Source organism: Heyndrickxia oleronia (genome assembly GCF_017809215.1).
Lineage (GTDB): Bacteria > Bacillota > Bacilli > Bacillales > Bacillaceae_C > Heyndrickxia > Heyndrickxia oleronia.
Genome location: NZ_CP065424.1, coordinates 116908 through 140053, shown reverse-complemented (window position 1 = coordinate 140053; position 23146 = coordinate 116908). Strand labels below are relative to the sequence as shown.

The 23146-nt window shown below is 38.3% G+C and carries 27 protein-coding genes and 1 other annotated feature; all 27 genes read right to left on the bottom strand.

Features of this window, described 5'->3' with window-relative positions:
* Positions 1-13: 13 nt before the first annotated feature.
* A complete protein-coding gene (gene rplE, locus I5818_RS00735; RefSeq protein WP_058005975.1) occupies positions 14-553 on the bottom strand; it encodes a 50S ribosomal protein L5 in 540 nt (179 codons plus the stop codon).
* Between the two features lie 26 nt (positions 554-579).
* Positions 580-891, bottom strand: coding sequence for a 50S ribosomal protein L24 (gene rplX / locus I5818_RS00730; RefSeq protein WP_058005974.1), 312 nt, complete (start codon positions 889-891; stop codon positions 580-582).
* Positions 892-928: 37 nt separating this feature from the next.
* Positions 929-1297 carry a 50S ribosomal protein L14 gene (gene rplN, locus I5818_RS00725; protein WP_058005973.1) on the bottom strand — a complete coding sequence of 123 codons (369 nt, stop codon included), beginning with the start codon at positions 1295-1297 and terminating at the stop codon, positions 929-931.
* Between the two features lie 41 nt (positions 1298-1338).
* Entirely contained in the window at positions 1339-1602 is a 264-nt protein-coding gene (rpsQ, locus tag I5818_RS00720; RefSeq protein ID WP_058005972.1) for a 30S ribosomal protein S17, read from the bottom strand.
* Positions 1603-1622: 20 nt separating this feature from the next.
* Complete coding sequence (gene rpmC, locus I5818_RS00715; RefSeq protein ID WP_003351417.1) at positions 1623-1826, bottom strand: 50S ribosomal protein L29; 204 nt, start codon at positions 1824-1826, stop codon at positions 1623-1625.
* Positions 1816-2250, bottom strand: coding sequence for a 50S ribosomal protein L16 (gene rplP, locus I5818_RS00710; RefSeq protein ID WP_058005971.1), 435 nt, complete (start codon positions 2248-2250; stop codon positions 1816-1818). The genes rpmC and rplP overlap by 11 nt, the downstream gene beginning before the upstream one ends.
* A gap of 2 nt (positions 2251-2252) precedes the next feature.
* Positions 2253-2909 (bottom strand): 30S ribosomal protein S3, encoded by a 657-nt coding sequence (rpsC, locus tag I5818_RS00705; protein WP_058005970.1) that lies wholly within the window; start codon positions 2907-2909, stop codon positions 2253-2255.
* Between the two features lie 3 nt (positions 2910-2912).
* Positions 2913-3254, bottom strand: a complete 342-nt coding sequence (gene rplV, locus I5818_RS00700; RefSeq protein ID WP_058005969.1) for a 50S ribosomal protein L22 — start codon at positions 3252-3254, stop codon at positions 2913-2915.
* Between the two features lie 19 nt (positions 3255-3273).
* On the bottom strand, positions 3274-3552 hold the full coding sequence (gene rpsS / locus I5818_RS00695; protein WP_071976258.1) for a 30S ribosomal protein S19: 279 nt from the start codon (positions 3550-3552) through the stop codon (positions 3274-3276).
* 61 nt (positions 3553-3613) lie between these two features.
* Positions 3614-4444, bottom strand: a complete 831-nt coding sequence (gene rplB / locus I5818_RS00690; protein ID WP_058005967.1) for a 50S ribosomal protein L2 — start codon at positions 4442-4444, stop codon at positions 3614-3616.
* A 35-nt stretch (positions 4445-4479) separates the two neighbouring features.
* Complete coding sequence (gene rplW, locus I5818_RS00685; RefSeq protein WP_071976257.1) at positions 4480-4764, bottom strand: 50S ribosomal protein L23; 285 nt, start codon at positions 4762-4764, stop codon at positions 4480-4482.
* Positions 4764-5387: a 50S ribosomal protein L4 gene (gene rplD / locus I5818_RS00680; RefSeq protein WP_071976256.1), complete on the bottom strand. Its 624-nt coding sequence runs from the start codon at positions 5385-5387 to the stop codon at positions 4764-4766. Before rplD ends, rplW begins: the two co-directional genes overlap by 1 nt.
* Positions 5388-5416: 29 nt before the next feature.
* Positions 5417-6046: a 50S ribosomal protein L3 gene (gene rplC / locus I5818_RS00675; protein WP_058005964.1), complete on the bottom strand. Its 630-nt coding sequence runs from the start codon at positions 6044-6046 to the stop codon at positions 5417-5419.
* Positions 6047-6082: 36 nt separating this feature from the next.
* Entirely contained in the window at positions 6083-6391 is a 309-nt protein-coding gene (gene rpsJ / locus I5818_RS00670; RefSeq protein WP_025729837.1) for a 30S ribosomal protein S10, read from the bottom strand.
* Positions 6392-6850: 459 nt separating this feature from the next.
* Positions 6851-8038 carry an elongation factor Tu gene (tuf, locus tag I5818_RS00665; RefSeq protein WP_058005963.1) on the bottom strand — a complete coding sequence of 396 codons (1188 nt, stop codon included), beginning with the start codon at positions 8036-8038 and terminating at the stop codon, positions 6851-6853.
* A 125-nt stretch (positions 8039-8163) separates the two neighbouring features.
* Positions 8164-10242, bottom strand: coding sequence for an elongation factor G (fusA, locus tag I5818_RS00660; RefSeq protein WP_058005962.1), 2079 nt, complete (start codon positions 10240-10242; stop codon positions 8164-8166).
* A 59-nt stretch (positions 10243-10301) separates the two neighbouring features.
* On the bottom strand, positions 10302-10772 hold the full coding sequence (rpsG, locus tag I5818_RS00655) for a 30S ribosomal protein S7 (RefSeq protein ID WP_058005961.1): 471 nt from the start codon (positions 10770-10772) through the stop codon (positions 10302-10304).
* A gap of 40 nt (positions 10773-10812) precedes the next feature.
* On the bottom strand, positions 10813-11232 hold the full coding sequence (rpsL, locus tag I5818_RS00650) for a 30S ribosomal protein S12 (RefSeq protein WP_058005960.1): 420 nt from the start codon (positions 11230-11232) through the stop codon (positions 10813-10815).
* Positions 11233-11335: 103 nt separating this feature from the next.
* Complete coding sequence (locus I5818_RS00645) at positions 11336-11584, bottom strand: 50S ribosomal protein L7ae-like protein (protein WP_058005959.1); 249 nt, start codon at positions 11582-11584, stop codon at positions 11336-11338.
* 133 nt (positions 11585-11717) lie between these two features.
* Positions 11718-15311 (bottom strand): DNA-directed RNA polymerase subunit beta', encoded by a 3594-nt coding sequence (gene rpoC / locus I5818_RS00640; RefSeq protein WP_058005958.1) that lies wholly within the window; start codon positions 15309-15311, stop codon positions 11718-11720.
* Positions 15312-15462: 151 nt separating this feature from the next.
* Entirely contained in the window at positions 15463-19020 is a 3558-nt protein-coding gene (gene rpoB / locus I5818_RS00635; protein WP_058005957.1) for a DNA-directed RNA polymerase subunit beta, read from the bottom strand.
* A 248-nt stretch (positions 19021-19268) separates the two neighbouring features.
* Complete coding sequence (locus I5818_RS00630) at positions 19269-19871, bottom strand: class I SAM-dependent methyltransferase (RefSeq protein ID WP_078109705.1); 603 nt, start codon at positions 19869-19871, stop codon at positions 19269-19271.
* A 111-nt stretch (positions 19872-19982) separates the two neighbouring features.
* Positions 19983-20351, bottom strand: a complete 369-nt coding sequence (gene rplL / locus I5818_RS00625; RefSeq protein WP_213083995.1) for a 50S ribosomal protein L7/L12 — start codon at positions 20349-20351, stop codon at positions 19983-19985.
* Positions 20352-20434: 83 nt separating this feature from the next.
* Complete coding sequence (rplJ, locus tag I5818_RS00620; protein ID WP_058005954.1) at positions 20435-20935, bottom strand: 50S ribosomal protein L10; 501 nt, start codon at positions 20933-20935, stop codon at positions 20435-20437.
* Between the two features lie 36 nt (positions 20936-20971).
* Positions 20972-21119, bottom strand: a sequence feature (ribosomal protein L10 leader region).
* Positions 21120-21162: 43 nt separating this feature from the next.
* Positions 21163-21864 (bottom strand): 50S ribosomal protein L1, encoded by a 702-nt coding sequence (rplA, locus tag I5818_RS00615; RefSeq protein WP_058005953.1) that lies wholly within the window; start codon positions 21862-21864, stop codon positions 21163-21165.
* Between the two features lie 118 nt (positions 21865-21982).
* Positions 21983-22408 (bottom strand): 50S ribosomal protein L11, encoded by a 426-nt coding sequence (rplK, locus tag I5818_RS00610; RefSeq protein ID WP_058005952.1) that lies wholly within the window; start codon positions 22406-22408, stop codon positions 21983-21985.
* A gap of 179 nt (positions 22409-22587) precedes the next feature.
* The gene (gene nusG, locus I5818_RS00605; RefSeq protein WP_058005951.1) at positions 22588-23121 is read right to left on the bottom strand and encodes a transcription termination/antitermination protein NusG; all 534 of its coding nucleotides are present in this window, start codon (positions 23119-23121) and stop codon (positions 22588-22590) included.
* Positions 23122-23146 lie beyond the last annotated feature (25 nt).

Genomic DNA, 23146 nt, shown 5'->3' with positions numbered 1-23146 from the left:
TCCCTTTTAGCGATTACTTTTGGAATGGCATTCCGAATTGTGTTAATAGTTCACGAGCTTCTTCGTCTGTATTAGCAGTTGTTACGATAACGATATCCATACCACGTACTTTACTTACTTTATCGTAATCAATCTCAGGGAAGATAAGCTGTTCTTTTACTCCAAGTGTATAGTTTCCACGACCATCAAATGATTTCTTTGAGATCCCGCGGAAGTCACGTACACGTGGTAGAGAAACTGAAATTAGTTTATCTAAAAATTGATACATGCGTTCGCCACGAAGTGTAACTTTCGCACCGATAGGCATACCTTCACGAAGACGGAAGCCTGCAATAGAATTTTTCGCTTTTGTTACAACTGGTTTTTGACCAGTGATGATTGATAGTTCTTCAACAGCATTATCTAATACTTTTGCGTTTTGAACTGCATCACCAACACCCATGTTGATAACGATTTTTTCAATTTTTGGTACTTGCATTACTGATTTATAATTGAACTTGCTCATTAAAGCAGGTGTCAATTCTTTTTCAAATTTTTCCTTTAGGCGGTTCATGTCGTGTACCTCCCTTCATTTAAAGACTATTTATCTAAAACTTCACCAGATTTTTTAGCTACACGTACTTTCTTACCGTTAACTTCTTGATATCCAACACGTGTTGGTTCGTTTGTTTTAGGGTCTAATAACATTACATTAGAAACGTGAATAGCTGCTTCAAAGTTAACAATTCCACCTTGTGGATTAGCTTGTGAAGGCTTAGAGTGCTTTTTCACGATGTTTACACCTTCAACGATTACACGGTCTTTTTTAGGAAAAGCTGCTAGGATCACACCTGTTTTCCCTTTATCTTTACCAGTGATAACCATCACTTTATCGCCTTTTTTAACATGCATCTTAATCGCACCTCCTTGGTTTACGAATCATTTATAATTAAAGAACTTCCGGAGCTAAGGATACGATTTTCATAAAGTTGTTGTTACGAAGTTCACGAGCAACTGGTCCGAAGATACGAGTTCCACGAGGGCTCTTATCATCACGGATAATTACACATGCATTTTCATCAAAACGAATATAAGATCCATCCGGACGGCGGACACCACTCTTAGTACGAACAACTACAGCCTTAACAACTTCACCTTTTTTAACAACGCCTCCTGGTGTTGCTTGTTTCACTGTACATACGATAATATCACCGATATTAGCAGTCTTACGTCCAGATCCACCTAAAACTTTGATTGTTAAAACTTCTCTTGCACCAGAGTTGTCAGCAACTTTTAAACGAGATTCTTGTTGAATCATTATGGTTTACCTCCCTTCGGAAATAGTATCCGAAACATTTATTAGATAATAACAGCCTTCTCAACGACTTCAACAAGACGGAAACGTTTTGTCGCTGATAGTGGGCGTGTTTCCATAATGCGAACGATATCGCCGATTTTTGCTTCATTTTGCTCATCGTGTGCTTTAAACTTCTTAGAGTATTTCACGCGTTTGCCGTAAAGTGAGTGCTTTTTATATGTTTCTACAAGAACAGTGATTGTTTTATCCATTTTGTCAGATACAACACGTCCTGTATAAACTTTACGTTGGTTCCGTTCACTCATTTTCAGAAAACCTCCTCTCTTTATCGATTGTTTACGCCGATCTCTCTCTCACGGATTACTGTTTTCATACGAGCAATCGCCTTACGTACTTCACGGATGCGAGCTGTATTTTCAAGTTGTCCAGTAGCTAACTGGAAACGTAGATTAAATAGTTCTTCTTTAAGAGATTTTACTTTTTGTTCAATTTCGGCAGTGGTTAAATCACGAATTTCATTAGCCTTCATTTGTTTCACCACCAATTTCTTCTCGTTTTACAAACTTACATTTGATTGGAAGTTTATGTGATGCAAGACGAAGTGCTTCACGAGCTACCTCTTCAGATACTCCAGCAATTTCAAACATAATTTTACCTGGCTTTACAACTGCTACCCAACCTTCAGGTGCCCCTTTACCGGAACCCATACGTACTTCTAAAGGTTTTGCAGTATATGGCTTGTGAGGGAAGATTTTAATCCACACTTTACCGCCACGTTTCATATAACGTGTCATTGCAATACGAGCAGCTTCAATTTGTCTGTTTGTAATCCAAGAAGCTTCAACTGCTTGTAATCCATATTCACCAAATGCTACTTCAGTGCCACCTTTAGCACGTCCACGCATTTTCCCACGATGTTCGCGGCGATATTTTACGCGTTTAGGTAATAACATGATTATTTTCCTCCTTCCTCAGATTTTTTCTTCGCAGGAAGAACCTCTCCACGGTAGATCCAAACTTTTACTCCAAGTTTACCGTAAGTTGTGTCTGCTTCTGCATGTGCATAATCAATATCAGCACGAAGTGTATGAAGTGGAACTGTTCCTTCGCTGTAATGTTCAGCACGCGCAATATCTGCTCCACCAAGACGTCCAGAAACTTGTGTTTTGATTCCTTTTGCACCAGCACGCATCGCACGTTGGATTGCTTGCTTTTGAGCACGACGGAAAGATACACGGTTTTCTAATTGACGAGCAATATTTTCAGCTACTAATTTCGCATCGATATCAGCTTTTTTGATTTCAACGATATTGATGTGTACACGTTTGCCAGTTAATGAATTTAGTGCTTTTCTTAAAGCTTCTACTTCAGTACCACCTTTACCGATAACCATTCCTGGTTTTGCAGTACGGATTGTAATGTTGATACGATTCGCAGCACGTTCGATTTCAACACCAGATACAGAAGCATCGCTTAAGCGTTTTTCGATATATTTACGTACCTTTAAGTCTTCATGTAAAAGATCTGCATAGTCTTTTTCAGCGTACCATTTAGATTCCCAGTCACGAATAACTCCGATACGTAAACCTATAGGATTTACTTTTTGACCCACGAATTATCCCTCCTTCTTTTCTGATACCACAACTGTAATGTGGCTAGTACGTTTAAGGATTTGGCTTGCACGTCCTTGTGCACGTGGACGGAAACGTTTAAGTGTTGGTCCTTCGTTCACATAAGCCTCAGTTACAACTAGGTTATTGATATCCATATCATAGTTATGCTCTGCATTCGCAATAGCAGATTTTAAAACTTTTTCTACAACTGGTGAAGCTGCTTTTGGTGTTAAGTTTAAAATAGCAACAGCTTCTCCTACTTGCTTGCCTCGTATTAGATCGACAACTAATCGTACTTTACGAGGAGCAATACGAACTGTTCTTGCAACAGCTTTAGCTTGCATCAGGATGCCCTCCTCTCAATTAGCGTCTTGTTTTCTTATCATCACTTGCGTGACCTTTATAAGTACGAGTTGGTGCAAATTCACCAAGCTTATGACCTACCATATCTTCAGTCACATATACAGGTACGTGTTTACGTCCATCATAAACAGCAATCGTGTGTCCGATGAATGCTGGGAAGATTGTAGAACGACGAGACCAAGTTTTAACTACTTGTTTTTTATCAGACTCGTTTAGAACTTCAACCTTTTTCATTAAATGTTCATCAACAAAAGGTCCTTTTTTTAAGCTGCGACCCATGATCGAACCTCCTTTCGTGATTGCGCTACGGCCCTAAAGCCGAACCGTAGTTCAACCCGAGTTATTTTTTGCGACGACGCACAATAAACTTATCAGATTTATTCTTCTTCTTACGAGTTTTATAACCAAGTGTTGGTTTACCCCATGGAGTCATTGGTGACTTACGTCCGATTGGAGCACGTCCTTCACCACCACCATGTGGATGGTCATTAGGGTTCATTACAGATCCACGTACAGTTGGGCGTTTACCTAACCAACGAGAACGACCTGCTTTACCAATGTTGATTAATTCGTGTTGTTCATTACCAACTTGACCTACAGTAGCACGGCAAGTAGCAAGAATCATACGAACTTCACCAGAGTTTAAACGTACAAGTACATATTTACCTTCTTTACCAAGAACTTGTGCAGATGTACCTGCAGAACGAACTAATTGTCCACCTTTACCAGGTTTTAATTCGATATTGTGGATAACTGTACCTACAGGGATATTTGAAAGTGGTAATGCATTACCAACCTTGATATCACTTTCAGGACCAGATACTACTTCCATACCAACCTTAAGGTTTTTAGGAGCTAAGATGTAGCGTTTTTCTCCATCCACATAATTAATTAAAGCAATATTAGATGAACGGTTTGGATCATACTCAATTGTGGCAACGCGTCCTGGTATACCATCTTTATCACGTTTGAAGTCGATAATACGGTATTGACGCTTATGGCCGCCACCTTGATGACGAACTGTTAACTTACCTTGGTTATTACGGCCGCCTTTGCTTTTAAGTGGTGCAAGCAATGATTTTTCCGGCTTATCAGTTGTGATTTCCGCAAAATCAGATACAGTCATACCACGACGTCCGTTAGAGGTAGGTTTGTATTTTTTGATCGCCATTTTTTTCCCTCCTCTTCAAATTACATTATTTAATATTAAACCTCGAAAAATTCGATTTCTTTACTATCAGCAGTTAAAGTAACAATTGCTTTACGGCGCTTGTTAGTGTAACCAGCATGACGACCCATGCGTTTAAACTTACCTTTGTAGTTCATAACGTTTACTTTCGCTACTTTCACACCAAAGATTGCCTCAACAGCATCTTTCACTTGTGTTTTATTAGCTCTTACGTCAACTTCAAAAGTATACTTTTTATCAGCCATTACATCAGTTGAACGTTCAGTGATGACAGGGCGCTTAATGATATCACGTACATCCATTATCCAAGCACCTCCTCTACTTTTTCAACAGCGGCTTTGGTAATGATCAATTGATCATGAGAAACCACATCTAAAACGTTAATGCCATTTGCTTCAACAACAGTAATACCAGGGATATTACGAGCTGAAAGGGCAACATTTACATCAGAACCATCTGTAACTACTAGAGCTTTTTTACCAACAGATAGACTATTTAATACTGCTGCAAATTCTTTTGTTTTAGGCGCTGCAAAAGAAAGAGATTCTAATACAAGAATTTTTTCTTCTAAAACTTTAGTAGATAATGCAGATTTAATTGCTAAACGACGTACCTTTTTAGGTAATTTGTAGCTATAGCTACGTGGAACTGGACCGAATACAGTACCACCACCACGCCATTGTGGTGAACGAATAGATCCTTGACGGGCACGACCAGTACCTTTTTGACGCCATGGTTTACGACCACCGCCGCTAACTTCAGAGCGATTTTTTACTTTGCTTGTTCCTTGACGTAATGATGCTCTTTGCATCACGATAGCGTCGAACAATACACTTTCATTTGGTTCAATACCAAAAACTGAATCATTTAGTTCGATATCTCCAACTTTAGATCCGCTTTGGTTATATAGAGCTACTTTCGGCATTCCTGTTTCCTCCTTTCCTTGTAATTAATCTACTTTGCTTTAATCGCTGTTTTGATTTTAAGCAATGCTTTTTTAGGACCAGGAACATTACCCTTAACTAGGATAAGATTGCGTTCTGCGTCAACTTTGACAATTTCTAAGTTTTGAATCGTAATTTGTTCTCCACCCATGCGACCAGGTAATGCTTTTTGTTTAAATACACGGTTTGGAGCAACAGGACCCATAGATCCAGGGCGACGATGGTAACGAGATCCGTGAGCCATAGGTCCACGAGATTGTCCATGACGTTTAATTACACCTTGGAATCCTTTACCTTTAGAAATTCCAGTCACATCTACGATGTCACCTTCTGCAAAAATATCAACTTTGACTTCTTGACCAATTTCATACTCACTAGAGTTTACTGCGTCGAATTCGCGAATGAAGCGCTTAGGAGCAGTATTTGCTTTTGATACATGACCTTTTTCAGGTTTGTTAGCTAACTTTTCACGTTTGTCTTCGAAACCTAATTGAATTGCTTCGTAACCATCAGTTTCGATAGTTTTCTTTTGAAGAACAACGTTTGGAGCAGCTTCAACAACAGTTACTGGAATTAAATCACCATTCTCAGCAAATATTTGCGTCATACCTATTTTTCTTCCTAAGATTCCTTTGGTCATGAGTCACACCTCCTAATATAATTAACATTTTATTTACTATAGTTTAATTTCAATATCCACACCGGATGGCAAATCTAAACGCATCAATGAATCTACTGTTTGAGGAGTAGGGTTAACGATGTCGATTAGACGCTTATGAGTGCGCATTTCGAATTGTTCACGAGAATCTTTGTATTTGTGCACCGCACGTAAAATTGTGTATACAGACTTTTCAGTTGGAAGCGGAATCGGACCAGACACGCTAGCACCAGATCTTTTCGCTGTTTCAACGATTTTTTCTGCAGATTGATCAAGGATTCTATGATCATAAGCTTTTAAACGAATACGAATTTTTTGTTTTGCCATTATTTTCCCTCCTTTATCGCCTATTTTTATAATAGACATTCTCCGTGGAAATTTCCCACACACGCGCCATGGCAAAGCGGCCGGGTGTGTCAGCAACCTCCCACATCATCGCAGTCAAAGACCAACATTCTCTATTATACATAAAACATTTAGGTAATGCAATACTATAATAGTGATTTATTTGGGTTTTTAACACTTTTTCAATTATACATGCATATGCTAAGTTGTTCAAGCAATACTTAAATTGTTGTAATTTAATAATTCTTTAACCTTAATCAATTTCTCAAATCCCTCATGTTTTCATTAGAGTATAAAAGCATAGACTTTAAGATTATAGTTACAAAGATTTGAGTAGATAACTGAACAGAAAAACGCAATATTACTGTCGTTATATGTATCAATTTCAAATAAAAAAAGCAGACGATCGTCACCGTCTGCTTTTTATTTAGTCTAAATATATTATTTAGAGATTGAAGTTACAACGCCTGAACCTACAGTACGTCCACCTTCACGAATTGAGAAACGAGTTCCTTCTTCGATCGCGATTGGTGAAATAAGTTCAACATTCATTTCAGTGTTATCGCCAGGCATTACCATTTCAGTACCTTCGTTAAGATGAACGATACCAGTTACATCTGTAGTACGGAAATAGAATTGTGGACGATAGTTTGAGAAGAATGGAGTGTGACGTCCACCTTCTTCTTTAGATAATACATAAACTTCTGCTTTAAATTCAGTATGTGGAGTGATTGTTCCTGGCTTTGCAAGAACTTGACCACGTTGGATTTCTTCACGAGCAACCCCACGAAGAAGTGCACCAATGTTATCTCCAGCTTCTGCATAGTCAAGAAGTTTACGGAACATTTCAACACCAGTTACAGTTGTAGATTTTGCTTCTTCAGCTAAACCGATGATATCTACAACGTCACCAACTTTTACTTGACCACGTTCAACACGGCCAGTAGCAACTGTTCCACGACCTGTGATTGAGAATACATCCTCAACAGGCATCATGAATGGTTTTTCATTGTCACGTTCTGGAGTTGGAATGAATTCATCAACTGCAGCCATTAATTCAGTGATTTTTTCTTCCCAAACTGGGTCTCCTTCAAGTGCTTTAAGAGCAGAACCTTTGATTACAGGAACATCGTCTCCAGGGAAACCATATTCAGATAGAAGGTCACGAACTTCCATTTCTACTAATTCTAATAATTCTTCGTCATCTACCATATCACATTTGTTTAAGAATACTACTAGGTATGGTACACCTACGTTACGAGAAAGTAGGATGTGCTCACGAGTTTGTGGCATTGGACCATCAGCAGCAGATACTACTAGGATACCACCGTCCATTTGAGCAGCACCAGTGATCATGTTTTTAACATAGTCAGCGTGTCCTGGGCAGTCAACGTGTGCATAGTGACGAGTTGCAGTTTCATATTCTACGTGCGCAGTATTGATTGTGATACCACGTTCACGTTCTTCTGGAGCACCATCGATTTGGTCATAAGCGCGAGCTTCTGCACCACCAGTTTTTGCAAGAACTGTAGTGATTGCTGCAGTTAAAGTAGTTTTACCATGGTCAACGTGACCAATTGTACCAATATTAGCATGTGTTTTAGAACGATCAAATTTCGCTTTAGCCATTAGGAAATCCTCCTTAATATTTATAATTATAAGTATTTATATGTTGCTTTAAAGATGAGCGCTCATCTTTAAAGCAATCATATATCATATATAGTAGTTATACTTTATAAAGGCTCAGAAATCAATTATTCACCTTTATTTTTTTTGATAATTTCTTCAGCAATTGCTTTTGGTACTTCTTCATAGTGATCAAAGTGCATTGAGAATACTCCACGACCTTGTGTACTAGAACGAAGTGCAGTTGCATAACCAAACATTTCAGAAAGTGGAACCATCGCACGAACAACTTGTGCATTACCACGAGCTTCCATACCTTCTACACGTCCACGACGAGCTGTAATTTGTCCCATAATATCTCCTAAATAATCTTCAGGGATAACTACTTCAACCTTCATTGTAGGTTCAAGGATTACAGGGTTACATTTCGAAGCAGCGTTTTTCAATGCAAGTGATGCAGCAATTTTAAATGCCATCTCACTTGAGTCTACATCATGGTATGAACCATCATATAGTTTTGCTTTGATATCAACTAGTGGGAATCCAGCAAGAACCCCACGCTCTAATGCATCTTCAAGACCCGCTTGAACTGCTGGAATGTATTCACGAGGAACAACCCCACCAACGATTGCATTTTCGAACTCAAAGCCTTTACCTTCTTCATTTGGAGAGAACTCAATCCAAACATCCCCGTATTGTCCACGACCACCAGATTGACGTGCGAACTTACCTTGTACTTGTGCACTAGTACGGAAAGTTTCACGATAAGCAACCTGAGGTGCACCAACATTAGCTTCTACCTTGAATTCGCGTTTCATACGATCAACAAGGATATCTAAGTGAAGCTCACCCATACCAGCAATGATAACTTGTCCAGTTTCTTGGTCAGTATGTGCGCGGAATGTAGGGTCTTCCTCTTGAAGTTTTTGTAATGCTGTAGTCATTTTATCTTGGTCAGCTTTTGACTTAGGTTCTACAGACAATTGGATAACTGGTTCAGGGAACTCCATAGATTCTAAGATAACTAAATCTTTTTCATCACATAGAGTGTCACCAGTAGTTGTATCTTTCAAACCAACAGCAGCTGCAATGTCTCCAGCATGTACTTCTGAAATTTCTTCACGGTGGTTTGCGTGCATTTGAAGGATACGTCCAACACGCTCACGCTTTCCTTTTGTAGAGTTCTGTACATAAGAACCTGATGCTAATGTACCAGAATATACACGGAAGAACGTTAATTTACCAACGTAAGGGTCAGTCATAACTTTAAATGCTAAAGCTGCAAATGGCTCATCATCATCTGCATGCTTATTGACTTCTTCATCAGAATCAGGACGAGTACCTTTAATAGCTGGTACATCTAATGGAGATGGAAGATAGTCAATAACAGCATCAAGCATTAATTGAACACCTTTGTTTTTGAATGCAGTACCACATAGAACAGGATAGAATTCTACGTTAACTGTACCTTTACGGATAGCAGCTTTGATCTCTTCATTTGTAAGCTCTTCGCCACCAAGGTATTTTTCCATTAACTCTTCATCTAGTTCAGCTACTGCTTCAATTAATTTTTCTCTATAAGTTTCAGCCTGCTCTTTATATTCTTCAGGAATCTCAACAACTTCAATTTCAGTTCCTAAATCATTACCATACATAGTTGCTTTCATTTCAATAAGGTCAATAATACCTTCGAATTGATCTTCAGCACCGATTGGTAATTGAATAGGATGAGCGTTTGCTTGCAAACGGTCATGAATTGTTCCAACAGAATATAAGAAGTCAGCCCCGATTTTATCCATTTTATTAACGAATACAATACGAGGTACTCCGTATGTTGTTGCTTGACGCCAAACAGTTTCTGTTTGAGGTTCAACCCCAGATTGTGCATCAAGAACAGTTACTGCACCATCAAGTACACGAAGAGAACGTTCAACTTCAACTGTGAAGTCTACGTGTCCTGGTGTATCGATAATGTTTACGCGATTACCTTTCCAAGATGCTGTTGTTGCAGCTGATGTAATAGTAATCCCACGTTCTTGTTCTTGCTCCATCCAGTCCATTTGAGATGCACCTTCATGAGTTTCACCAATCTTATGGATTTTACCAGTGTAATAAAGAATACGCTCAGTTGTAGTCGTTTTACCAGCATCAATGTGTGCCATGATACCAATATTACGAGTATTTTCTAAGGAGAACTCTCTTTTCATTGGTTTTTTCTCCTTCCTAATATGAGAATATAGTTTTTTGGTTGAAAATGAAGGTTAGATTACCAACGATAGTGAGCAAACGCTTTGTTTGCTTCCGCCATCTTATGAGTATCTTCACGTTTCTTAACCGCAGCACCAGTGTTGTTTGCTGCATCAAGGATTTCGTTAGCTAAACGCTCTTCCATCGTTTTTTCTCCACGAAGACGAGCATAGTTTACTAACCAACGAAGACCTAAAGTAGTACGACGTTCAGGACGAACTTCTACAGGAACTTGATAGTTAGCACCACCTACACGACGTGCTCTTACTTCAAGAACAGGCATGATGTTTTTAAGTGCTTGATCAAACACTTCCATTGGATCTTTTCCTGTACGTTCACGAATAATATCAAATGATGAGTAAAGAATTGTTTGAGACTTACCTCTCTTACCGTCTACCATCATTTTGTTAATTAAACGAGTAACTAATTTTGAATTATACATCGGATCCGGTAATACGTCTCTTTTTGCAACAGGGCCTTTACGTGGCATTGTATTTCCTCCTTTCAGAAAGGGTTATATTTGTGTTAAATTATTTTTTCTCTTTTGGACGCTTAGTACCATATTTTGAACGTCCTTGTCTACGGCTATCAACACCCGCAGTATCAAGAGCACCACGAACAATATGATAACGTACCCCTGGTAAGTCTTTTACACGTCCACCGCGAATTAATACAACGCTGTGTTCTTGTAAATTGTGACCAATACCAGGAATGTATGCTGTAACCTCAATACCGTTTGTTAAACGAACACGAGCATATTTACGTAACGCTGAGTTCGGTTTCTTTGGAGTCATTGTACCAACACGAGTACAAACACCACGTTTTTGTGGTGAAGATAAGTCTGTATTCACTTTTTTGAAGCTGTTATAGCCTTTGTTAAGTGCTGGAGACTTAGACTTTGTGATTTTTGATTTACGAGGTTTACGTACTAACTGATTAATAGTAGGCATTTGAATATCCTCCCTTCCAATTTTGTTTAAGCCCACACATCCAGGTGGTTCATTTTAAAGCAAAAACAAAGTTTTTGCAGGATATTTATCTGCAAAAACAGTTTTAATAAATAACTGCAACAGCAGCAGCCCCAACTTCTATTCCACATACCTTACCAAGCTTCTTCATAGAATCTACTTGATTAATCGGTATATTCATATCATTAGCAACCTGAACTACCTTTTCAATTACAATAGGATCAGCATCCTTTGCAATAATTAGTTCATCCACGTTCGCAGTTTTTAGAGCTTTAACTGTTTGTTTTGTTCCCACAATCACTTGTTTCGCCTGCAATACTTTTTCATAAGACATTTTTCATATCCTCCAAAGTAACAGGGTTTATGATTGAAGCACCTTGAATATAGTACCATTTTCAATTATTAATGTCAACACGTTATTAAAATAAAAATGATATATGAGCCGGTAATAAATACCGGCTTCATATTTACTCTACTGTTACTTCTTCTTCAACAACAGGAATATGTGGTTCCGCTTTACGATAACGTTGCATTCCTGTTCCCGCAGGAACTAGTTTACCGATAATAACATTTTCCTTTAATCCTAGAAGCTCATCGCGTTTTCCTTTAATAGCAGCATCTGTTAAGACACGTGTTGTTTCTTGGAAGGAAGCAGCAGATAAGAAGGAATCTGTTTCAAGGGATGCTTTTGTAATCCCTAATAAAACTGGACGACCTGTTGCAGGAAGCTTCCCTTCTAAAATGGCCTTCTCATTTGCATCAGTGAATTGGTGAATATCTAATAATGAACCAGGTAATACATCCGTATCTCCTGCATTGTTTACACGAACTTTACGAAGCATTTGACGTACCATTACTTCGATATGTTTATCTCCAATTTCTACCCCTTGCATACGATAAACCTTTTGTACTTCTTTAAGTAAGTATTCTTGAACAGAATTTACATCACGAACTTTTAATAGCTCTTTCGGATCAATAGATCCTTCTGTTAATTCTTGTCCTCGTTCTACTCTACTGTCTATTGCAACTTTCAAGCGTGATGTATATGGTGCGTGATATGTGCGCGATTCAACTTCACCTTGAACAACAATTTCTTGCTGACGGTCTCTACCTTCATTAATGGCTGTTACCACACCATCAATTTCTGAAATGACAGATTGACCTTTCGGATTTCTCGCTTCAAATAATTCTTGAATACGAGGTAAACCTTGAGTGATATCATCTCCGGCAACCCCACCAGTATGGAATGTACGCATTGTTAACTGTGTTCCAGGTTCCCCGATTGATTGAGCAGCGATAATACCAACTGCCTCACCTACTTCAACCTCTTGACCAGTTGCTAAGTTGCGGCCATAACATTTTTTACATACACCATGTCTTGTATTACATGTAAAGGCTGAACGAATCCATACTTCTTCGATTCCTGCATTTACAACATCTTTTGATAAGTCTTCCGTAATCAAACCGTTTTCCGGAACAATCACTTGACCTGTTTCAGGATGTTTGATTGCTTTTCTTGCATATCGACCAATTAGACGTTCTTCTAACGTTTCAATAATTTCTGTACCTTCTTTTAATGAACCAACAAGTAGTCCTCTGTCAGTACCACAATCATCTTCACGAACAATTACATCCTGAGCAACGTCTACAAGACGACGTGTTAAGTAACCAGAATCGGCTGTTTTTAACGCTGTATCCGCAAGACCTTTACGAGCACCGTGCGTTGAAATAAAGTATTCCAATACCGTTAGACCTTCACGGAAACTTGATTTAATTGGTAACTCAATAATACGACCAGCTGGGTTGGCCATCAGCCCACGCATACCTGCTAGTTGGGTAAAGTTTGATGCGTTACCACGGGCACCGGAATCACTCATCATGAAGATCGGATTTCGTTTATCCAATGATTCCATTAACTTACCTTGAATTGTATCCTTCGCAGCACTCCAGATAGAGATTACACGGTCATAGCGCTCCTCTTCTGTGATCAAGCCACGGCGGAATTGTTTCATAACATTATCAACTTTTCCTTGAGCTTCATGCAGAATCTGCTCTTTTTCACCTAATACAACAATATCTGCTACCCCAACCGTAATACCAGCTTTAGTTGAGTATTTAAATCCTAAATCCTTCATGCGGTCAAGCATTTTTGATGTTTCAGTGATTTGGAATCGTTTAAAGACCTCAGCAATTATATTTCCAAGGAATTTCTTAATAAACGGTTTAATAATAGGTTGTTTACTAATATGTTCCTTAACGTTTGTATCAGTATCAACAAAGTACTTTTCAGGAGTTTTTTCTTCTAAATTTGTCTTTGTTGGTTCATTCATGTACGGGAATGATTCTGGTAATATTTCATTGAAAATTAATTTACCAACTGTAGTAATAAGTAGCTTTGTCTTTTGCTCTTCTGTAAACGTTTGGTTGTTAACCGAACTTGCATGTACAGCAATACGTGTATGCAAATGAACATAACCGTTTTGATAAGCAAGAAGGGCTTCATTAATATCTTTGAAAATTTTACCTTCACCAACAGCACCTTCACGTTCTAAAGTTAAGTAATAGTTACCTAATACCATATCCTGTGATGGAGTAACTACTGGCTTACCATCTTTAGGGTTCAAGATATTTTGAGCTGCCAACATCAATAGACGAGCTTCAGCTTGAGCTTCTGCTGAAAGAGGAACGTGGACAGCCATTTGGTCCCCATCGAAGTCTGCGTTATAGGCAGTACATACAAGTGGATGCAAACGAATTGCACGTCCTTCAACAAGTGTTGGTTCAAAAGCTTGAATACCTAATCTATGCAATGTTGGGGCACGGTTTAATAGAACTGGATGCTCTCTAATAACCTCTTCTAAAACATCCCAAACTTCTGGTTGAAGACGTTCAATTTTTCTCTTCGCACTCTTAATATTGTGTGCTAACCCTTTTTCAACAAGTTCTTTCATAACAAATGGCTTAAATAATTCAATAGCCATTTCTTTTGGAAGACCACATTGATACATTTTTAAATTCGGTCCTACAACAATTACAGAACGACCAGAATAGTCAACACGTTTACCAAGAAGGTTTTGACGGAAACGTCCTTGTTTCCCTTTCAACATATGTGAAAGAGATTTCAATGGACGGTTACCAGGTCCTGTAACAGGACGACCACGACGTCCATTATCGATTAAAGCATCTACTGCTTCTTGAAGCATACGTTTTTCATTTTGAACGATGATGCTAGGTGCACCAAGATCTAAAAGTCGTTTTAATCGGTTATTCCGGTTTATAACACGACGGTATAAATCGTTTAAATCAGATGTAGCAAAACGGCCACCTTCTAATTGAACCATTGGTCTTAATTCTGGAGGAATGACAGGTAGAACATCAAGAATCATCCAATCAGGCTCATTTCCAGAATGACGAAATGCTTCTAAAACCTCTAGTCGTTTAATTGCTCTTGTACGACGTTGGCCTTGTGCTGTTTTAAGTTCTTCTTTTAAAGAATCTACTTCTTTATTTACATCAATATCCTGCAGAAGTTTTTTTACTGCTTCGGCTCCCATTGATGCTTGGAACTTAGTACCATATTTTTCACGATATGCACGATATTCCTTTTCAGATAACAATTGTTTCTTCTCAAGAGGTGTATCTCCTGTTTCCGTTACAACATAAGATGCAAAGTAAATTACTTCTTCTAATGCACGAGGAGACATATCTAATACAAGCCCCATACGGCTTGGAATTCCTTTGAAATACCAAATATGTGATACAGGAGCAGCAAGTTCAATATGACCCATACGTTCACGACGAACCTTTGAACGAGTTACCTCTACTCCACAACGATCACATACTACACCTTTATATCTAACACGCTTGTATTTACCACAGTGACATTCCCAATCCTTTTGAGGACCGAAAATACGCTCACAAAATAGACCGTCTTTTTCCGGCTTTAACGTTCTATAGTTAATGGTTTCTGGTTTTTTCACTTCTCCAAATGACCAAGAACGGATTTTATCTGGTGAAGCAAGACCAATTTTCATATACTCAAAATTATTAACATCTATCAAGGGGCCTACCTCCCTTTCAGTCTACAGGTTATACCCGAAAAAGGCACTAGCGCCAAACTGTCATTGGCCTGCCTCCATGAGACGAAACCTAAGGGGCTTGGCGCTAGAGCAACAAATATATTCGATTTTTTAACTTATTTATTTTAAAGGACTATTCCTTTGACGCAACTATTTCTGATTCTTCTTTAGATTCTGGTGCAATATTTAGAGTATCTGCTTGATTGACATCATCTTCATCCTCTAAATCACGCATTTCAATTTCTTGATCATCACTAGAAAGAATTTTTACGTCCATTCCTAAACTTTGTAATTCCTTAATCAACACTTTAAATGATTCAGGAACTCCAGGTTCTGGAACATTTTCACCCTTCACAATGGCTTCATATGTTTTCACACGACCAACAACATCATCTGATTTAACAGTAAGGATCTCTTGTAATGTATAGGCAGCTCCATATGCTTCAAGCGCCCAAACTTCCATTTCCCCAAAACGTTGTCCACCAAATTGTGCTTTACCACCAAGTGGTTGTTGTGTAACAAGTGAATAAGGTCCAGTAGAACGAGCATGTAACTTGTCATCTACCATGTGTGCTAATTTAATCATATACATGATACCAACAGAAACACGATTATCAAACGGTTCACCTGTTCGACCATCATAAAGAATCGTTTTCGCGTCACTTGCCATACCTGCTTCTTCAATCGTATCCCATACATCTTCCTCTGTCGCACCGTCAAATACTGGTGTAGCTACATGAATACCTAAATATCTAGCAGCCATACCTAAATGCAATTCAAGTACTTGACCGATGTTCATACGTGAAGGAACCCCTAATGGGTTTAACATGATATCTACTGGTGTACCATCAGGTAAAAACGGCATATCCTCTTCCGGAAGAATACGAGAGATAACCCCTTTATTACCATGGCGTCCAGCCATTTTATCACCTTGATGAATTTTACGCTTTTGAACAATATACACACGTACCAATTGGTTTACTCCTGGTGGAAGTTCGTCACCATCTTCACGATTAAAGACTTTAACATCAAGAACAATCCCACCGCCACCATGCGGTACACGTAATGAAGTATCACGAACTTCACGTGCTTTTTCACCAAAAATGGCATGTAATAAACGTTCTTCAGCCGTTAATTCCGTGACACCCTTAGGAGTAACTTTACCGACAAGAAGATCACCATCTTTTACTTCAGCACCAATTCGGATAATTCCACGTTCATCTAAGTTACGAAGAGCATCTTCCCCAACATTCGGAATATCTCTTGTCATTTCTTCTGGTCCAAGTTTTGTATCACGGGCTTCTGACTCATATTCTTCAATATGAATAGAAGTATAGACATCATCTTTTACAAGTCTTTCGCTCATGATGATCGCATCTTCATAGTTATAGCCATCCCAAGTCATAAATGCTACAAGAACATTACGACCTAATGCTAGTTCAGCCTTTTCCATAGACGGTCCATCACCAAGAACTTCACCTTTTGTCACATGGTCTCCCACACTAACGATCGGGCGTTGGTTATAACAAGTACCTTGGTTTGAACGAATAAACTTCTGTAAGCGATATTTATCTAGGTCACCTTTTACTTGTTGACCATCAACATCTTTCACACGACGAACCCAGATTTCTCTAGCTTCAACATGTTCAACAATACCATCATGTTTACAAATAACAGCTGCACCAGAGTCCTTTGCAGATACATGCTCCATACCGGTACCTACAATTGGAGATTCCGGTTGCATAAGTGGAACAGCCTGACGTTGCATGTTCGCTCCCATGAGGGCACGGTTTGAGTCATCGTTCTCTAAGAATGGAATACATGCTGTAGCAGCAGAAACTACTTGCTTAGGAGAAACGTCCATATAGTCGATTCTTTCCCGTTTAACAGCTGTATTTTCCCCTCTAAAACGAGCAATTACTTCCTCATCCGCGAAGGATCCATCCTCTGCAATACGAGAATTCGCCTGTGCAACTACATAATTATCCTCTTCATCTGCAGTCAAATAATCAATATGATCGGTTAATTTCCCTGTTTCAGGGTCAACACGACGATATGGAGTTTCGATAAATCCAAAACGATTGACTTTCGCATATGATGATAACGAGTTAATTAACCCAATATTCGGTCCCTCAGGCGTTTCAATTGGACACATACGACCATAGTGAGAATAGTGAACGTCACGAACTTCCATTCCAGCACGTTCACGTGTTAAACCACCAGGTCCAAGTGCAGACAATCTTCGTTTATGAGTTAATTCTGCAAGTGGATTCGTTTGATCCATGAATTGTGAAAGCTGTGAACTACCAAAGAACTCTTTAATAGCTGCAATAACAGGGCGAATATTAATTAATTGCTGTGGAGTGATCGTGTTAATATCTTGAATAGACATTCTTTCACGAACAACTCTTTCCATACGAGATAACCCAATACGGAATTGATTTTGTAATAATTCACCAACAGAGCGTAAGCGACGGTTACCTAAATGATCGATATCATCCGTGTCACCTACACCATGTAATAAATTAAAGAAATAGCTAATAGACGAAATAATATCTGCAGGTGTAATATTTTTTACACTTTCGTCAATATAAGCATTTCCTAGTACATTTATCACTTTTTCCCCATCATCAATTGGTGCGTAAATCTTAATAGATTGAAGAACGATATCATCTTCAACAACTCCACCAACTTGTGGGTATACTTTAAAGCCTGTTCCATTTTCTAAACTAGGCAAAATTTTATCTAAAGTACGACGGTCAAGTGTAGTACCTGCCTCAGCAATAATTTCACCAGTTTCAGGATCAGCTAATGTTTCTGCCAATCTCTGTCCAAAAAGGCGATTTTTCAAATGCAATTTTTTATTAATTTTGTAACGCCCAACGTTTGCTAAATCATAACGTTTTGGGTCAAAGAAACGTGAAATTAATAAACTTTTTGCATTCTCCACTGTAGGTGGTTCACCAGGACGTAGACGTTCATAGATTTCTAAAAGCGCCTTTTCCGTACTTTCCGTATTATCCTTTTCAAGGGTATTACGAATAAACTCGTTATCCCCTAATAAATCGATGATTTCTTGATCAGAGCCGAACCCTAGCGCACGTAAAAGAACCGTAACTGGTAATTTTCTTGTGCGATCGATACGAACGTATACTACATCTTTAGCATCCGTTTCATATTCAAGCCATGCTCCGCGATTTGGAATAACTGTAGCAGCAAAACCTTGCTTCCCGTTTTTATCCATTTTTCCATTAAAATACACACTCGGTGATCGAACAAGCTGTGATACAATAACACGCTCTGCCCCATTAATAATAAATGTACCTGTTTCGGTCATTAATGGGAAATCACCCATAAATACATCTTGATCTTTTACTTCTCCAGTCTCTTTGTTCACCAAACGAACCTTCACTCGAAGGGAAGCGGAATAAGTAACATCACGCTCTTTACACTCTTCAACAGAGTACTTTGGCTCACCAAGACTGTAATCAATAAATTCTAAAGATAGATTTCCAGCGAAATCTTCAATAGGTGAAATGTCCTGGAACATTTCTCTCAAACCCTCATCAAGAAACCATTGATACGAAGAGGTTTGAATTTCAATAAGATTTGGTAATTCTAGAACTTCGCTAATACGCGCAAAACTTCTGCGTTGGCGGTGTCGTCCATACTGAACAAGTTGACCTGTCAACTGATTCACCCCTCAAATCAAGCGTTTTGGTTGCGTTTATTATATCTTAAGTCAGGACAACCAAGCTGAACATAAGACAAAAAGAAAAAGGGTTTTCTATAAAAACCACATTTTTCACATGACGAGCTATTATTTTATAAGTATTTTCCATAATAACCAAAAAATATACTTGACATTATGATTTTGAATATAATTATAGAAAATATCATATTGGCATTTTATAATGCTACCACATGGTTTAATAGACGTCAAGATTTTTTAGCCTTTAAAATATAATATCCTTTATTTTTTCCTACAATCTCTACTTCATTGAAAATTTCCTCTAATTTATCCTTCGCAGATGGAGCACCTTGCTTCTTTTGAATAACAACCCATAATTCACCTTGTTGTTTTAAATGGTAAAAACTATTTTCCAGAATATCATGTACAATCTTTTTACCGGCACGAATTGGTGGATTAGTAATTATGGCTGCAAATTCATTCTCTTGAACACTTTCAAATCGATCACTTTCATATACCTTAATATTTGAAATCTGGTTATGCAGCGCATTTTCTTCTGCAAGTTCAAGTGCACGTTGATTAACATCAACCATGTGGACAATGCGATCCTGCGATATCTTTGCCAAAGCAAGACCGATAGGACCATAACCGCATCCAACATCCAGAAATGGACCACTAATTTCCGGAGGCACGAATTGATCGATTAAAAATCTAGAACCGTAATCAACTTCTTTTTTCGAAAAAACGCCTTGATCAGATTTAAATGCGAAGTTGTGACCACGAAGAGTAAAATTCCAATAAAGCGGACTACTTTCAATTTCTGGATTTCGCGAATAGTAATGATTGTTCATCCTATCTCATCCTTTTAAAAAACTAACTGATTATTACCGTCTTTAACCAATTACTACTAAAATAGACAAAAAAAGCTCGCCTTAAACAGCGAGCTTTTTTAATCGTGATGATTACTTAACTTCTACGCTAGCTCCAACTTCTTCAAGTTTAGCTTTGATTTCTTCAGCTTCTTCTTTAGCAACGCCTTCTTTAAGAGATTTTGGAGCGTTGTCAACAACTTCTTTCGCTTCTTTAAGGCCAAGACCTGTGATTTCGCGAACAACTTTAATAACTTTGATTTTTTGAGCACCAGCATTAGCAAGTACAACATCAAATTCAGTTTTTTCTGCAGCAGCATCGCCACCAGCAGCTCCACCTACAACAGCTACAGGAGCAGCAGCAGTTACACCAAATTCTTCTTCGATAGCTTTAACAAGGTCATTTAATTCAAGAACTGTCATTTCTTTGACAGCTTCAATGATTTGTTCTTTAGTCATTATGATATCCTCCTAATTTTTCAATAATTATTTTATAGTAAAGTAATTTGTATCAAGTTTGCTATATTTAAGCTATAAAACAGCTATTAAGCACCTTGTTCTTCTTTTTGGTCTGCAACAGCTTTTGTAGCAAGAGCCAAGTTGCGGATTGGTGCTTGAAGAACGCTAAGCAACATAGAAAGTAAGCCTTCGCGAGAAGGTAGTTCAGCAAGAGCTTTAATTTCTTCAACAGTTGCTGTATTTCCTTCAATCACACCTGCTTTAATTTCTAGAGCCTCATTCTTTTTAGCGAAATCGTTTAGGATTTTCGCTGGTGCAACAACATCTTCTGTACTGAATGCGATTGCGTTAGGGCCAGTTAATGACTCATCTAAACCAGTTAATTCAGCCATTTCTGCAGCACGGCGAGTTAAAGTGTTTTTGTAAACTTTGAACTCGATTCCTGCTTCACGAAGTTGTTTACGAAGTTCAGTTACTTCTGCAACATTTAATCCACGGTAGTCAACGATTACTGTAGATACGCTTGATTTTAACTTTTCAGCGATTTCTTCTACGACTTGTTTCTTTTGATCAATTGCACTGCTCATCTTTACACCTCCTAAGAATTCTAGATGAACACTTATACCGAAATATGAAAACCTCCATATCCCAAAGTAGACATGGAGGTTTAATGCAATAGTCACGAAAACTATAATTTATAAATGCATTACCTCGGTAGGAAATTAAGCTTTTACAAGCACCTACTGTCTACGGTACAAATGTTATTTAATTAAACACAGCGTTTATTATAACAAGGATAATCTATAAAGTCAACTTAGTTTTTTACAACAAATGATGAACCGTCAACTCTTACACCAGGTCCCATTGTTGAAGTAACTGAGATGTTTTTCATGTAAGTACCTTTTGCAGCTGCTGGTTTTACTTTTAATAGAGTATCAAAGATTGTTGTAAAGTTTTCAACTAATTTATCAGTATCAAATGATACTTTACCGATTGGAACATGGATATTACCAGCTTTTTCAACACGGTATTCAACTTTACCAGCTTTGATTTCATTAATTGCTTTTGTTACATCAAATGTAACTGTTCCAGTTTTAGGGTTTGGCATTAAACCTTTTGGTCCAAGAACACGACCTAATTTACCAACTTCACCCATCATGTCAGGAGTTGCAACGATAACATCAAACTCAAACCAACCTTGGTTGATTTTGTTGATATATTCGCTATCTCCAACATAATCTGCGCCAGCTGCTTCTGCTTCTTTCGCTTTTTCACCTTTTGCAAATACTAATACGCGTTGAGTTTTACCAGTTCCGTTAGGAAGTACAACTGCGCCACGGATTTGTTGGTCCGCTTTCTTAGGATCTACTCCAAGACGAAATGCAACTTCAACAGTAGCATCAAACTTTGCAAAACTAGTTTTCTTTACTAGTTCGATCGCTTCATTAACAGAGTAAGCTTTTGTGCGATCAACTAATTTTAAAGCTTCAACATATTTTTTACCTTTTTTAGCCATTCTAATTTTCCTCCTCGAATGTGGTTTTAGCGGATTTACCTCCCACGAATAAAGGTTGCGAGCAAGTATCTTTTAGCATCGCAACCCCGTCGGACGAAAAACCATTTGTTTGCATGGATTAATCTTCGATTGTGATACCCATGCTGCGTGCAGTACCTTCAACCATGCGCATAGCTGCTTCAACGCTAGCTGCGTTTAGGTCAGGCATTTTTGTTTCAGCGATTTCACGTACTTTGTCACGCTTAACAGTCGCTACCTTTTTGCGGTTAGGCTCACCAGAACCAGATTCGATTCCAGCTGCTTTTTTAAGTAAAACCGCAGCAGGTGGGGTTTTTGTGATAAATGTAAATGAACGGTCTTCAAATACCGTAATTTCAACAGGGATAATTAAACCAGCTTGGTCTGCAGTACGAGCATTAAACTCCTTACAGAATCCCATGATATTAACACCAGCTTGACCAAGTGCAGGACCAACCGGTGGAGCTGGGTTTGCTTTACCAGCAGGAATTTGTAATTTTACAATCTTCACTACTTTTTTAGCCACGAGACACACCTCCTTAAAGTCCGTGATGTGGTAATAGGGAATTTCCCTCCCACTCATCATTTAAAAAAATCTTTATTTATCATAAAGATAGATATATTTTGTTCAGTTTCTCTTTTTTGAGAACATACTGACCTAAAGAATGTTACCATTTTTAAAAACAAATATCAAGTTGTTTCAATTTATATTTTATCAATTTGTGTAAAAACAAGATCAACCGGAGTCTCTCTACCAAACATATTGACCATAACTTTCGCTCTACCTTTGTCACGATCAATTTCCTCTATTTTACCAGTAAAGTTAGCAAATGGTCCTTCTTTTACAGTAACTGATTCACCAACTTCAAAATCTATATCTATGCGTTTTTCATCCATACCCATATGTTTCAGAATAACCTTAACTTCTTCTGGTAATAATGGAGTCGGTTTAGAACCAGATCCCGCTGATCCTACAAAGCCTGTAACCCCAGGTGTATTTCGAACAACATACCATGAATCGTCGGTCATAATGATCTCAACAAGAACATATCCTGGGAAAACTTTACGCTTTAACACTTTTTTCTTACCATTTTTTATTTCTGTTTCTTCTTCCTCTGGAACAACCACTCTAAAAATTTTATCTTGCATACCCATCGATTCAACACGCTTCTCTAGGTTTGCTTTTACTTTATTTTCATAACCCGAATACGTATGAACAACATACCAATTCTTTTCCATTCACGAGGACTTAAATGTCCGTCCC